This is a genomic window from Trinickia diaoshuihuensis (genome assembly GCF_003390925.1).
Lineage (GTDB): Bacteria > Pseudomonadota > Gammaproteobacteria > Burkholderiales > Burkholderiaceae > Trinickia > Trinickia diaoshuihuensis.
In genome coordinates this window covers 263,672-277,270 of sequence record NZ_QUBS01000084.1, presented here as the reverse complement: position 1 = coordinate 277,270, position 13,599 = coordinate 263,672, and the positions used below count along the sequence as shown (strand labels likewise).

The following is a 13,599-nucleotide window of genomic DNA, read 5'->3' as shown; positions in this document are numbered from 1 at the left end:
CAAGACGATCGGCCGGTTCAGCAGAAACTCGCCGCTTGAAATCGATCGCCGTCAATTTGTTCATACACCACTATTGACGTTAGCTCCCACAACCGGCGGGCAGCATGGAGAATGACGACGCACATCGGCCAATACGCTCCTCGAAGGACGGCCCGCCGGAACGGGCGGACAACGAGGAGCTAGCGTATCGGCGCGTCGTGAGCCGCGGTAGTTGGCCGAATGGCTAACCGCGGTCTGGCCGCGCGCGTGTCAGTGCGTTCGATGCGCGCCCGCCGCCTCCCGACGCGAGAGCCGGCGCTTGAGCCAATAGCCGAGGAGCACGACGAGCAACGCCCCCGCGATGTGCGCGCCGTACTCGGCAACCGGCGTATCGAGCAACGGCCAACGGTCGCCCGCGGGATCGTTGACGATGAGTCCGCCCGCGATCCATCCGAGCAGCGCCGCCCCAAGGGTGACGATGACGGGGAAACGGTCGAGCATGCGCAGCACGAGCGTGCTGCCCCAGACAATGAGCGGAATGCTCACCACGAGGCCGAAGATGACGAGTGCGATCCGGTGCTCGGGATCGGCCGTCTCGGCCGCGCCGGCGATCGCGATGACGTTGTCCAAACTCATGACGGCATCGGCAACGATGATCGTCTTGATGGCCGACAACAGCTTATCGGCCGGCTTGATGTTCTCGTGCGCCTCGTGCGAGGGCGCCATCAGCCGCACGCCGATCCACAGCAACAACAGCCCGCCCCCGAATTTCAAAAAGGGCACATCGAGCAAGGCGACGGCGAAGACGATCAGGACGACCCGCAGCACGATCGCGCCCGCCGTCCCCCACAGCACGCCTTGCATCCGTTGGGCCGCCGGCAGCTTGCGGCAGGCAAGCGCGATAACGACGGCATTGTCGCCGCCGAGCAGAATATCGATGACGACGATCTGAAAAACCGCCGTCCAGTGGAGCGTCGCGAAAAAATCGAGCATAGCGTCGAACATGGGCAATCGCCGTTCCAGAGCAATCAAGGGCGACAGCAATAAAAAAGCGAGGGAGCACGAACTTGCTCCCTCGCTTTTTTGCGTCTGCCGGAAGCCTTACGAAAGAATTTCGAAAGGATACCAAAAACGACTCGGCGGCAGCGCCTAGTGCTCTCGCACCCGGCGCTGCCCGTCACGGCGACTTACAGGATCGACTTCAGCAGACGGCCCATCTCCGACGGGTTGCGCGTCACCTTGATGCCGCAGCCGTCCATGATTTCGAGCTTTGCGTCGGCCGTATCGGCACCGCCCGAGATCAGCGCGCCGGCGTGGCCCATGCGCTTGCCCGGAGGCGCCGTGACACCGGCGATGAAGCCGACGACGGGCTTCTTCATGTTGTCCTTGATCCAGTAAGCTGCGTTCGCTTCGTCCGGGCCACCGATCTCACCGATCATGATGACGGCGTCCGTATCCGGATCGTCGTTGAACATCTTCATGACGTCGATGTGCTTCAGACCGTTGATCGGATCGCCGCCGATACCGACCGCCGACGACTGGCCGAGGCCGAGCGCCGTCAGTTGCGCCACGGCTTCATACGTCAGCGTGCCCGAACGCGACACGACGCCGATGCGGCCCTTGCGGTGGATGTGACCCGGCATGATGCCGATCTTCAGTTCGTCGGGCGTGATGGTGCCCGGGCAGTTCGGTCCGAGCAGCAGCGTCTTGCGGTTTTCACGACGCATACGATCGCGCACTTCGATCATGTCGCGCACGGGGATGCCTTCGGTGATGCAGATCGCGAGGTCGAGATCGGCTTCGACGGCTTCCCAAATCGCCGCTGCGGCGCCCGCGGGCGGCACGTAGATGACCGAGACGGTTGCGCCCGTTTCGGCCTTCGCTTCCTTCACGCTTGCGTAGATCGGAATGCCTTCGAAATCTTCGCCGGCTTTCTTCGGGTTCACGCCCGCCACGAACGCTTCGCGGCCGTTCGCGTACTCGCGGCATGCGCGCGTGTGGAACTGGCCGGTCTTGCCGGTGATGCCCTGCGTGATGACCTTCGTGTCTTTGTTGATCAGAATCGACATGTATTGACCTCTGTTCGTATCCTGTTGCGCCTGAGCCGCTTACGCGTTGCCCTGGGCAGCCGCGACGACCTTCTGCGCAGCCTCTTCCATGCTGTCCGCCGAGATGATCGGCAGGCCCGATTCAGCAAGCATCTTCTTGCCGAGGTCTTCGTTCGTGCCCTTCATGCGCACGACGAGCGGAACGTTCAGGTTCACGGCCTTCGAACCGGCGATCACGCCTTCCGCGATCACGTCGCAGCGCATAATGCCGCCGAAGATGTTCACGAGAATCGCCTTCAGGTCCGGGTTCTTCAGCATCAGCTTGAACGCTTCGGTAACCTTCTCGGTCGTCGCGCCGCCGCCGACGTCCAGGAAGTTCGCCGGTTCGCCGCCGAACAGCTTGATCGTGTCCATCGTCGCCATCGCCAGGCCGGCGCCGTTCACGAGGCAGCCGATGTTGCCGTCGAGCGAGATGTAGGCGAGGTCGAACTTCGACGCTTCGATTTCAGCCGGATCTTCTTCGTCCAGATCGCGGTACGCGACGATTTCCGGATGACGGAAGAGCGCGTTCGAATCGAAGTTGAACTTGGCGTCGAGCGCGATGACCTTGCCGTCGCCGGAGACGTTCAGCGGGTTGATTTCAGCCAGCGATGCGTCGGTTTCCCAGAACGCCTTGTACAGGCCTTGCAGGATCGCGCGCGCTTGCGGAATCGATGCGGCCGGCACGCCGATCTTCGCGGCGAGGTCGTCGGCCTGCGCGTCGAGCAGGCCCGTCGACGGCTCGACGATGACCTTGTGGATCAGTTCCGGGTGCTTTTCGGCGACTTCTTCGATGTCCATGCCGCCTTCGCTCGAACCCATCAGCACGATCTTTTGCGAGATGCGGTCGACGACGAGGCTGACATACAGTTCCTGCTTGATGTCCGCGCCTTCTTCGATGAGCAGGCGGTTCACCTTCTGGCCTTCCGGACCGGTTTGGTGCGTGACGAGCTGCATGCCGAGGATCTGGTTCGCGTACTCGCGAACTTGCTCGAGCGACTTGGCCACCTTCACGCCGCCGCCCTTGCCGCGACCGCCCGCGTGAATCTGCGCCTTGACGACCCACACCGGGCCGCCCAGCTCTTCAGCGGCCTTGACCGCGTCATCCACCGAAAACACCGGCTTGCCACGCGGTACCGCGACGCCGAATTTCCGCAGGATTTCCTTACCCTGGTACTCGTGAATCTTCATGCGTGATTCCCTTCAGTCTGAGTGAGAGTGAGATTGAACTTCGTGATTATTCTGTGCGCTCGCGCCATGCTCGTCGGGCGTGGGCGACCCGTTCACCGGGGCCGGTGCCTGACCCGCCGGGGCGTCGCCCGCCTTGACGCCGCGCGGTGCATGTCCGTACCAGCGCGGATAAAAACGGCGCACCGCTTCGCCGTCGAATCGCAACGCATGGCAGCGGTCGAGTTGGAACGGCGGTTCGCGATGTGCGCCGGGGCTTGCGGAATCACCATTGGTGGCGTCCGTCGCGCTGTCGCGCGTGCTCCACACGTCGCCGGCGAATGCTTGGATCGCGGCGGTCGGCAAGATGGAGCAGAGTTCGGTGAGATGCGTGCAGCCTGCCGTTCCGGCGAGCAAGCGCCGTGCGTGGCGGCGGAAATCGTTGAGCAGGTTGAGACCGATGAGGGCGCGGTAGGCGGGATTGGCGGCTTCGCAGTGACCGGGATAGGGCACCCATTCCGACGACGCTTGCGCGTCGACGATGGTGAGCTTGCGGTCGATGGTGATGCGAAGCCAGAGTTCATGGATCGGTAGGCCCTTGGGCCGGACACCGGGCGCCAATGCGACATCGCGCGGCTTATGGTCGGTCAGACACGCCTCGAGATCCCACAGACCGTCGTCGCGCTCGAAGGCTTCCGCTCGGATTGCGCGGCGATGGCGCAACTGGCGGGAGACGGGCGGCGAAAGCGGCATGCGAGGGGAACGGCTGGAGAGGAAAACCGCTGGATTTTACCATACTGAGTTATCACAGGCGCCCGCAGCCGACGGATGCGGTTGCACCGGCCGCTCGCATGGCGCAACTCATCGCGCGCCGGCTAGGCCGGGCGAGACGAACGCGGCAAGGACGCGAAACGGATGCGACAAGCTTGCAACGCAAGCTTTATTCGTCGCTCCAGTCGTCCCCGCCTTTGAGAATCTGGGAGATCGTGGCGTGGGAGAACCCGCGCATCGCGAGAAAGCGCGTTTGCTTCATTCGTTCGGCGGGCGATTGGGGCAACTCGCCGAATTTCTTGCGCCACACTGCTTGGGCACGAGCGCGCTCCGTTTCACGGAGCCGGGCGCCGACCGATTGCACGAGTTCATCGCCTAGCCCATGCTGGCGCAACTCGCTGACAATGCGGCTCGTCCCCATGCGCGACGAGCGCCGATTCATCACGCTTTCAGCGAAACGCGCATCGGATAACCAGCCCTCGCGCTCCAGGGCGTCGAGCAGCGGGTCGAGATCGTCGCCGGGTTCAATGAACGGAGCCAGCTTGCGGGTGAGTTCGACGCGGCTGTACTCGCGCCGAGAGAGATAATCGATCGCACGCATTTTCAGCGAACGAGTAGGCCGGCGCGAGCGGTCGCTCTCTTGCGCATGCTCGGAGGCGTCCGACGACGAGTCGAACGCCTCGTCATCGGACAGCGGGTCGCCTTCTTGCGCTGCCCGCCTTTTCCGCATCACGAGCGGCTTACTCTTCTTCGTCCGCCACTTCGACGTCGCCGCCGGTACCGACCGGCATGGCATTGACGCCAAGCGACTCGCGGATGCGGTTCTCGATCTCGCGCGCCATGTCGGGATTCTCGCGCAGGAACTCGCGCGCGTTGTCCTTACCTTGGCCGATCCGTTCGCCGTTGTAGCTGTACCAGGCGCCGGCCTTGTCGACGATCTTCGCTTGCACGCCCAGATCGATGATTTCGCCCTGACGCGAGATACCCTCACCGTAGAGGATGTCGAAGATCGCTTCGCGGAACGGCGGCGACACCTTGTTCTTGACGACCTTCACCCGCGTTTCGTTGCCGATGACTTCGTCGTTCTTCTTGATCGAGCCGATGCGGCGGATATCGAGCCGCACCGAAGCGTAGAACTTCAGCGCGTTACCGCCCGTCGTCGTTTCGGGGTTGCCGAACATCACGCCAATCTTCATCCGAATCTGGTTGATGAAGATGACGAGGCAGTTCGTCCGCTTGATCGTGCCGGTGAGCTTACGCAGTGCCTGCGACATCAGCCGCGCCTGCAAGCCCGGCAGCGAGTCGCCCATTTCGCCCTCGATTTCCGCCTTCGGCACGAGCGCCGCCACCGAGTCGATGACGATCATGTCGATCGAGCCCGAGCGCACGAGCGCATCGGCGATTTCGAGTGCTTGCTCGCCCGTATCGGGCTGCGAAACGAGCAGATCGCCGACGTTCACGCCGAGCTTTTGCGCGTATTGAATGTCGAGCGCGTGTTCCGCGTCGATAAACGCCGCCGTACCGCCGATCTTTTGCATTTCGGCGATGACTTGCAGCGTCAGCGTGGTTTTACCCGACGATTCCGGCCCGTAGATTTCGACCACGCGCCCGCGCGGCAAGCCGCCGACCCCAAGGGCGATGTCCAGGCCGAGCGAGCCCGTGGATACCACTTGGATGTCCTCGGCCACCTCGCCGTCGCCGAGCCGCATGACCGACCCTTTGCCGAACTGCTTCTCGATCTGCGCGAGCGCGGCAGCCAGCGCCTTGCTCTTTTCAGCCGTCAGTCCAGCCGAGCCTTTCTTGCTTTCTTCCATGAATCGTCCTTTGCTATGATGAGCGGGCATCTGCGGCGGGCGGGCCGGGCGATGAGGCGCCGATGACTGCGCAACCTCGGTCACGACCGGGGCCGCTTCATGCCATACGCCGGCTGGCGCTCGAAACGCAGATACTGTATAAAAAAACAGGGTTCTTTGCAAGCCCGGCGCTGACGGATTTGCGTTGCGGCAACGGAGTATCGGAGCGGCGCCTCGCAAACCGCTGCTGCCGTCGGATCCACAAGACCACCGGAGACACCCGCGCCGCACCAGTACGAAAGCGCTGGCGGGCCGCGCGGCGCATCATGCGAATACTCATTGCCGAAGACGACAGCATACTCGCGGACGGCCTCGTCCGATCACTCCGCCGATCGGGCTATGCCGTCGATCACGTCAAAAGCGGGAACGAGGCCGACGCCGCGCTCTCCATGCAGACGTTCGACCTCCTAATTCTCGATCTCGGCCTGCCGCGCTTGTCCGGACTCGAAGTGCTGCGCCGCCTGCGCGCGCGCAATTCTGCTTTGCCGGTGCTGATCCTAACGGCTGTCGATAGCGTGGACGAGCGCGTGAAAGCGCTCGATTTAGGCGCTGACGATTACATGAGCAAGCCGTTTCACCTGAACGAGCTCGAGGCGCGCGTGCGCGCGCTGACGCGGCGCGGCAGCGGCGGCGGACCCGCGCTCGTGCGGCACGGCTCGCTCGCCTACGACCAAGTGGGGCGCGTAGCGTCGGTCAACGAGCAAGTGCTCGAATTGTCGGCCCGCGAGCTAGGCGTGCTCGAAGTCCTGTTGCAACGGATCGGGCGGCTCGTTTCGAAGGAACAGCTCGTCGATCACCTGTGCGAGTGGGGCGAAGAGGTCAGCAACAACGCGATCGAGGTCTATGTTCATCGACTGCGCAAGAAGATCGAGCCGAGCGGCGTGCGCATTATTACGGTACGCGGTCTAGGCTACTGCCTGGAAAAGCCGGCCACGGCCGGCGCGGGAGCGGCTCCCGCGGCCGCGCCGGCACCGGCGGAGCCCGTGGCGAACGTGCCCGTCCCACCGCCGCCCGCCGACGTTGCCGCGAACGCCCGGCCGAAGTAGGCCCGCTGTGGCCACACCCGCTTCCGCGAACGAAGGCGCGCCCGGCTCGTCCGGCCCGCCCCACCCCATTCGGCCCGGCGAGCCAGGGCCGGACGCCGATACCGTCAAGCCGCCCCTTGCCGCCGGCGCGCGCAATCCGTTCGCGCCGCCCGACGAAACCGAGAGTGTTACGCCGAACCGGCCGCGTTCGCTGTTCGGGGAAATACTCGACTGGATGCTCGCGCCGTTGCTGCTGCTCTGGCCGATGAGCATCGCGGTCACGTACCTCGTCGCCAAAACGATCGCGAACGGCCCGTTCGACCGCGGCCTCGAAACGGACGCGTACGTGCTGGCGCGGCAGATCCACCCGGTCAACGGCGTGGCCACGTTGACGCTGCCCGAGGCCGCCCGCGATTTCCTGACCGGCGACAACGTCGATAAGGTCTTCTATCAGGTCATCGGCACGCACGGCGAACTCGTGGCGGGCGTGCCCGACATGCCCCTGCCGGACGAAGACGATCGCCCGCAGCCGGGCCTCGTCGAATTTCGCGACGCGACGCTCGCGGGCAACGACATCCGCATCGCTTATACGACGGTGGCGCTCCCCTCGGCGAACGGCAACGAGCAGACGGCGCTCGTTCAGGTGGCGGAGACCTTCGACAAGCGCAGCGCGCTTGCCAACGAGATCATCAAAGGCGTGATCCTGCCGCAATTCGTGATTCTGCCGCTCGCGATCGTGCTCGTGTGGTTCGGACTGTCGCGCGGGCTTGCGCCGCTGACGTCGCTGCAAGCCAACTTACGGGGCCGTCGGCCCGACGACCTTTCGCCGCTCGAAGCTTCGAGCGCCCCACCCGAGATCGAACCGCTCGTCACTTCGTTCAACGATCTGCTGACGCGTCTCGCACAAAACGTCGATCTGCAAAAACGCTTCATCGCCGACGCCGCGCACCAGATGAAGACCCCGCTCGCCGGACTGCACATGCAGGCCGAACTCGCGCTGCGCGACGACGTCTCGCCCGAGGTGCGCCGCTCGCTCGAACAAATTGCGACGGGCGCCGATCAGGCCGCTCGGCTCGTGACGCAATTGCTCGCGCTCGCGCGCGCCGAGAATCGCAGCTCCGGCCAGGTATTCACGCACGTGGAGATGACTCATCTCGCGCGGCTGGCCGTGCGCGACTGGGTGCGAGCGGCGCTCGCCAAGCAGATGGACCTCGGCTATGAAGGCCCCGAGGAACCGGTTTTCGTCGACGGCAATCCCGTCATGCTGCGCGAAATGCTCTCGAACGTCATCGATAACGCGATCCGCTACACGCCGGCCGGCGGCCGGATTACCGTGCGCGTGCGGCCACGGCGAGAAGCCGGCCACGTGCTCATCGAAGTGGAGGACACCGGCCCCGGCATCGCTCCAGCCGAACGGCCGAAAGTGGTCGAGCGGTTTTATCGAATCCTCGGGCGGGAAGGCGACGGTAGCGGGCTGGGCCTGGCGATCGTCCGCGAGATCGCCGTCATGCACGGCGGGACGCTCACGATCGACGATCATGTCTACCAGGCGTCGCCGCGCCTCGCGGGCACCCTCATCCGCATCAGCTTGCCGATATCGAGCGACACCCCGAGCTTACCCTGAGAGGGGCGTTCCGTGCCGCCGATCATCCGGCACCTATTTGGTGAAAAGGCGTGTTTTCGCTTATTTTAACGAATTTTGGTAGCATATTCCGCGAAAAAGCCGCTCAACGAAGTTCGCCGGATGGCCGAATGGAAATGCTGTCCGCGTCAGTAGGCCGTAAGTTTTCGTTCCAATAATCGACGACGGGTGGGCAAGGAGTGCCGCCGCCTACGAACGCATGATCAAAACTATTGGAGACGAACGATGGCAACCCTTGGCGGGCAAATTTCGCACGCGCCGATGACCAGCGACGAAAAGCGCGTGATCTTCGCGTCGTCGCTCGGCACCGTGTTCGAGTGGTACGACTTTTATCTAGCGGGCTCGCTTGCGGCCTATATCAGCAAGAGCTTTTTTTCGGGCATCAACCCGACCGCTGCCTTCATCTTCACGTTGCTGGGGTTTGCCGCGGGCTTCGCGGTGCGCCCGTTCGGGGCGCTCGTGTTCGGACGGCTCGGCGATATGGTCGGCCGCAAGTACACGTTCCTGATCACCATCATGATCATGGGTCTGTCCACGTTCGTCGTCGGCTTCCTGCCGGGCTATGCCTCGATCGGCTTCGCATCGCCGGTGATTTTCATTGCGATGCGGTTGTTGCAGGGCCTGGCGCTCGGCGGCGAGTACGGCGGCGCGGCGACTTACGTCGCCGAGCATGCGCCGGCCAACCGCCGCGGCTATTACACGTCCTGGATTCAAACGACGGCCACCCTCGGTTTATTCCTCTCGCTGCTCGTGATTCTCGGGGTGCGTACGGCAATGGGCGAGGAATCGTTCGGCGCTTGGGGCTGGCGCATTCCGTTCGTCGCTTCGCTGATCTTGCTGGCTGTTTCGGTCTGGATTCGTCTGCAACTGAGCGAATCGCCGGCGTTCGAGCGGATCAAGGCCGAGGGCAAGACGTCGAAGGCGCCGCTGACCGAAGCGTTCGGCCAGTGGAAGAACCTCAAGGTCGTGATTCTCGCGCTCATCGGCCTCACGGCCGGCCAAGCCGTGGTGTGGTACACGGGCCAGTTCTACGCGCTGTTCTTCCTCACGCAAACGCTGAAGGTGGATGGCGCGAGCGCGAACATCCTGATCGCGCTGGCTCTGCTGATCGGCACGCCGTTTTTCGTGTTCTTCGGCTCGCTGTCGGACCGGATCGGCCGCAAACCGGTGATCATGGTGGGCTGCCTGATTGCCGCCGTGACGTACTTCCCGCTGTTCAAGGCGCTGACGCATTACGCGAACCCGATGCTCGAAGCCGCTGAGCAAAAAGCCCCGATCGTCGTGGTGGCCAATCCGGATGAATGCTCGTTCCAGTTCAACCCGGTCGGCACCTCGAAGTTCACGAGTTCTTGTGACATTGCGAAAAGCGCGCTGGCGAAATCGGGCCTGAACTACTCGAACGTCGCGGCGCCCGCGGGGACGCTGGCTCAGATCAAGGTCGGCGACAAGGTCATCGACACCTACGACGGTAAGGCCGCCGACGCAAAGGACAAGGGCAAGGCATTCGACAAGACGCTCGCAGGCGCGCTCAAGGGTGCCGGCTATCCGGCCAAGGCCGATCCGTCGCAGTTGAATTGGCCGATGACGGTGGCGATCTTGGCGGTGCTCGTGATCTACGTGACGATGGTGTACGGGCCGATCGCGGCGATGCTCGTGGAGATGTTCCCGACACGGATCCGCTATACGTCGATGTCGCTGCCGTACCACATCGGCAACGGCTGGTTCGGCGGGTTCCTGCCGGCGACGGCGTTCGCGATCGTCGCGGCGCAGGGCAATATCTACTCCGGGCTGTGGTATCCGGTGGTGATCGCGCTTGGTACGTTCGTGATCGGGATGCTGTTCGTCAAGGAGACCAAGGACTCCAATATCTACGCTCAGGATTGAGGCAGTGGGCGGCGGCGGGTTCTGCGGCACGGCGTTTTTCGTAGGTCGCCGCAGAAAGGGCTTGACAGCTCCGCCCGCCTTGACCATAATCCGTTTTCTTCGGCGAATTAGCTCAGTCGGTTAGAGCGACGGAATCATAATCCGCAGGTCCGGGGTTCGAGTCCCTGATTCGCCACCAAATTGTAAAAAGCCTTGTAGATCAATGGTCTACAAGGCTTTTTCTTTTGTCTGTTGTCACAGCGAGTGGCACAGATGATCAAAATTCCCCGCCTGCAACGCGACCGACATGGCACCTACTATCTGCGAGTCGTCGTCCCCAAATCTCTCCAAGCTGCGCTCAAACAGGTAGAGTTCAGGAAGTCCCTCGGCACGAAGGATTTCCAGCAAGCAAAGTTGCTTGCGCTCCACTTCAACATGCAGATCGAGACCAGCAGGATGAGCAAGCCGAAGATCACCGATTTCGTTCTCAGGCCGAGCGACCTAGACAAGTACCGCATCAATCTCAAGGAAGGCATCATCGAAGCGTCTGATGCAGAAGATCATGCGCGTGCGATGGATGCTATTGAGAAAGTAGGCATGTTCAAGGAAGCCGTGACTATTGCGGCTGGCAAGCTCGAAACTCAATCGCTCTTGCTGTCCGAGGTCGTCAAACAATACCTGCTTGAGAAGAAGTTCGACAATAAAAACAGCACGCTCTACGAAAAAGAGAACTGTTACAACGAGTTCATCGAGCTTTTTGATAAGCCGAAAATTGGCGCTGTAACGGACGAAACCACCATCACCTACAAGCAACGAATGTTGAGTAGTGGCACGTCGGCCAAACAGGTTAATTCTAAAATTTCCTTCCTGAAGGACTTGTTCGAGTTCTCCATCAATAACAAGCACTATTTCCAACCCAATCCATTCAGCAATATCAGGATTACGGCAAGAAGTAAGCTCGCACAGAACGGACATCATTGGGTCGCTTACGTCGATGACGAACTGAAAAAGATTTTTTCGCCAAAAAACTACGGATTCATGCGGCGAAAAACCGACAACTTCTTCGGCCCTTTGATTGCCCTCTTTACTGGAATGAGGATCGAAGAAATCTGTGCGATGCGCGTTGATCTCATCAAAGAGCAAGATAGCGTTCACTACTTCGACATTCCCGCCGACGTGGCAAAAACAGTGAAATCAATTCGCAAAGTTCCAATCAGCGACAAAATTATCGAAACGGGATTTCTCGAATACGTTTCCGACATCAAAAAGCATGGCAAGTCACATGTCTTCTTTTACTTACCACCCGCAGGAAAAAACGGATTCAGCAAAAATCTGAGCCGTCGCTACGGTCAGTATCTCGATACAAGCGAAATCAATATCGTCAGCCCCGAGAAGGTTTTCCACTCATTTCGCTCGACGTTCATCAACTATCTGACAGACATCAACATCAATCCGGCACTTCTCATGTCGTTAGTTGGTCATATCGAACAAAATTTAGTTAACGTAAAGCTCAACTCAGTTCACTTCATCACCTACCAAGTTGAAAAATCACTTACGACACTGAAAAATGTCGTTGAATTTGTGGAATTTGATTTTCTTGATTTTTCACAATTCAAATACCACAGATCGATGTTTAATATCTGGAAGTAGGAATGGCCCAAACAGAAACACACGCACCACACTCCCACCTGAACAGAGTGAGTAAACACCACTCACTCTGTTCAGGTGGGCTGATAACTGACTCCATCGCCTCTAGCACACGGGCACTCCCATGCAAGCAACCTTATTGACGACGATTGTCGCATTAATCGGAACCGCATCCACGCTTCTCGCAGTTGTCATCACGAGTCGCACTCAAGTTCGCAATCAGAGGGAAAGCAACTTATTCCAATTCGATCTTGCAAAAGAAAAATCAAAAATTGATTTTTCATCAAAGCTATACGATTCCGCATCCGCTCAATTAATCTTTGCTCACAAATTACTCAGTCATATCGGACGCGAATTTTCCATAACAGAAATAGTTATCATGAGAAGATCCGCCATACTTAAATCCGAATTTGACGAAAAATACAAGCTGCTGTGCGAAAAGGTAGACGAGTTGAGAATGATCGCCGATTTCTACGCTCCCGAGGCCGCACGCACTTGCGAAGAGATATACGGTCACATGAACGTTTTTTGGGGAAATTTCTCTACAGTCTTACATTTAACGCAGGAAGGCAAAGCGGTGGATCACCGGGACGATTGCTTCCAAAAATCTCATGAGGCAGCAATAGAAATCGGCAAAAAGGTGGAGTTCGCGAAATCTCGAATCAAAGATAGTTTTCGTTCGCACCTAGCCCCACACTAAGGCAATACGATAGAAAGCGTAACCACGGGAGTTGACGATGAAGAAAGAAGAAATTCTGAACTTCGAAAAAATGTTTTCGCTGGAGCTACGCTCTACGGACGAAGGTGCAAAGTCTGAATTTTATAGCCATTTCAGCACTAAAATAGACGATTTCGCCAAACATATGGCTACCTCCTTATGGAGATGGCACGAACTTTATGAGACGATACCTGAAAAGGACGAACGCCAAGGTATGGTGGTCGGGATTGTTTTCATGACCATCAACCTGAACGTCCAGTCGTTCAAGCTGTTCATATCGGGTTATACGGTGGCGGGCGGAGCGCTTTTTCGGCAAGCCATGGAAGGCATAGCACTCGCGCTTCTTTGCTCGACCAAGGGCCTTCCCGTGCTGGACAACTTTATGGCCGACAAGTACTCAACGAACGACTCGATACATCACCTGAACAGGAATGCGAAGGCTGCTGGCGTAAACCCTGAATCACTGAAAACACTTAATGCGGCGTATCGCGTCTTTCACAAGTTTGCGCATCCGACGAAGCTCACGATCGCTGCCAGTGCCAATTTTTCGAAGGAGGCAGCTCCCAATCTTGGCGCCTTCTTCGACCCAGCAAAGAAGGCTGAGTATGAGAAGGATATTAACGGGCGGGTCAGCTTTGCCGGTGTGTTGCCCAACGCTGTAGACGGAGTTGCCAACAACCTGAAGGCATGGTGACTCGCCAGCGTTTCGTTAACAGATCCCCTGCGAAGCCGGGAAACATTGAAACGCGAGAGAAGACAACTTGGAACAACTTGAACGAGCGAAGCGATATCTTCAGCGATTGCGAGCTGTCTATCAAGGCGTCGACTCAACGAGCCGTAGCAAGGA

General features: G+C 59.8%; 11 protein-coding genes, 1 tRNA gene and 1 pseudogene. 7 read left to right on the top strand and 6 right to left on the bottom strand.

Going from position 1 to position 13,599, the window contains the following annotated elements:
* Positions 1 to 249: 249 nt before the first annotated feature.
* The 6 genes and pseudogenes from DXT59_RS23250 to recA all read right to left on the bottom strand — a co-directional run bounded on the left by DXT59_RS23250 (position 250) and on the right by recA (position 5,818).
* Complete coding sequence (locus tag DXT59_RS23250) at positions 250 to 972, bottom strand: TerC family protein (protein WP_116139605.1); 723 nt, start codon at positions 970 to 972, stop codon at positions 250 to 252.
* Between the two features lie 194 nt (positions 973 to 1,166).
* Positions 1,167 to 2,048: a succinate--CoA ligase subunit alpha gene (sucD, locus tag DXT59_RS23245; RefSeq protein WP_116139550.1), complete on the bottom strand. Its 882-nt coding sequence runs from the start codon at positions 2,046 to 2,048 to the stop codon at positions 1,167 to 1,169.
* Positions 2,049 to 2,087: 39 nt separating this feature from the next.
* On the bottom strand, positions 2,088 to 3,257 hold the full coding sequence (gene sucC, locus DXT59_RS23240) for an ADP-forming succinate--CoA ligase subunit beta (protein ID WP_116139548.1): 1,170 nt from the start codon (positions 3,255 to 3,257) through the stop codon (positions 2,088 to 2,090).
* A gap of 12 nt (positions 3,258 to 3,269) precedes the next feature.
* The gene (locus DXT59_RS23235) at positions 3,270 to 3,986 is read right to left on the bottom strand and encodes a DUF2889 domain-containing protein (protein ID WP_116139545.1); all 717 of its coding nucleotides are present in this window, start codon (positions 3,984 to 3,986) and stop codon (positions 3,270 to 3,272) included.
* Between the two features lie 187 nt (positions 3,987 to 4,173).
* Positions 4,174 to 4,635 (bottom strand): annotated as a pseudogene (recX, locus tag DXT59_RS23230) (recombination regulator RecX); the annotation flags it as partial.
* Positions 4,636 to 4,744: 109 nt separating this feature from the next.
* On the bottom strand, positions 4,745 to 5,818 hold the full coding sequence (gene recA, locus DXT59_RS23225; protein ID WP_116139603.1) for a recombinase RecA: 1,074 nt from the start codon (positions 5,816 to 5,818) through the stop codon (positions 4,745 to 4,747).
* A 305-nt stretch (positions 5,819 to 6,123) separates the two neighbouring features.
* On the opposite strand from recA, the gene DXT59_RS23220 reads away from it, so the two are divergent.
* The 7 genes from DXT59_RS23220 (at position 6,124) to DXT59_RS23190 (ending at position 13,446) form a co-directional block, all read left to right on the top strand.
* On the top strand, positions 6,124 to 6,903 hold the full coding sequence (locus tag DXT59_RS23220; RefSeq protein WP_116139541.1) for a response regulator transcription factor: 780 nt from the start codon (positions 6,124 to 6,126) through the stop codon (positions 6,901 to 6,903).
* A gap of 7 nt (positions 6,904 to 6,910) precedes the next feature.
* Complete coding sequence (locus DXT59_RS23215) at positions 6,911 to 8,506, top strand: sensor histidine kinase (protein ID WP_240324629.1); 1,596 nt, start codon at positions 6,911 to 6,913, stop codon at positions 8,504 to 8,506.
* A 243-nt stretch (positions 8,507 to 8,749) separates the two neighbouring features.
* Complete coding sequence (locus tag DXT59_RS23210) at positions 8,750 to 10,408, top strand: MFS transporter (protein ID WP_116139539.1); 1,659 nt, start codon at positions 8,750 to 8,752, stop codon at positions 10,406 to 10,408.
* A gap of 101 nt (positions 10,409 to 10,509) precedes the next feature.
* Positions 10,510 to 10,586 (top strand) — tRNA-Met (locus tag DXT59_RS23205).
* Between the two features lie 74 nt (positions 10,587 to 10,660).
* A complete protein-coding gene (locus DXT59_RS23200; RefSeq protein WP_116139537.1) occupies positions 10,661 to 12,037 on the top strand; it encodes a site-specific integrase in 1,377 nt (458 codons plus the stop codon).
* Positions 12,038 to 12,158: 121 nt separating this feature from the next.
* Positions 12,159 to 12,734 carry a hypothetical protein gene (locus tag DXT59_RS30775; protein ID WP_162878208.1) on the top strand — a complete coding sequence of 192 codons (576 nt, stop codon included), beginning with the start codon at positions 12,159 to 12,161 and terminating at the stop codon, positions 12,732 to 12,734.
* Between the two features lie 37 nt (positions 12,735 to 12,771).
* Positions 12,772 to 13,446: a hypothetical protein gene (locus DXT59_RS23190; RefSeq protein ID WP_116139532.1), complete on the top strand. Its 675-nt coding sequence runs from the start codon at positions 12,772 to 12,774 to the stop codon at positions 13,444 to 13,446.
* Positions 13,447 to 13,599: the final 153 nt, after the last annotated feature.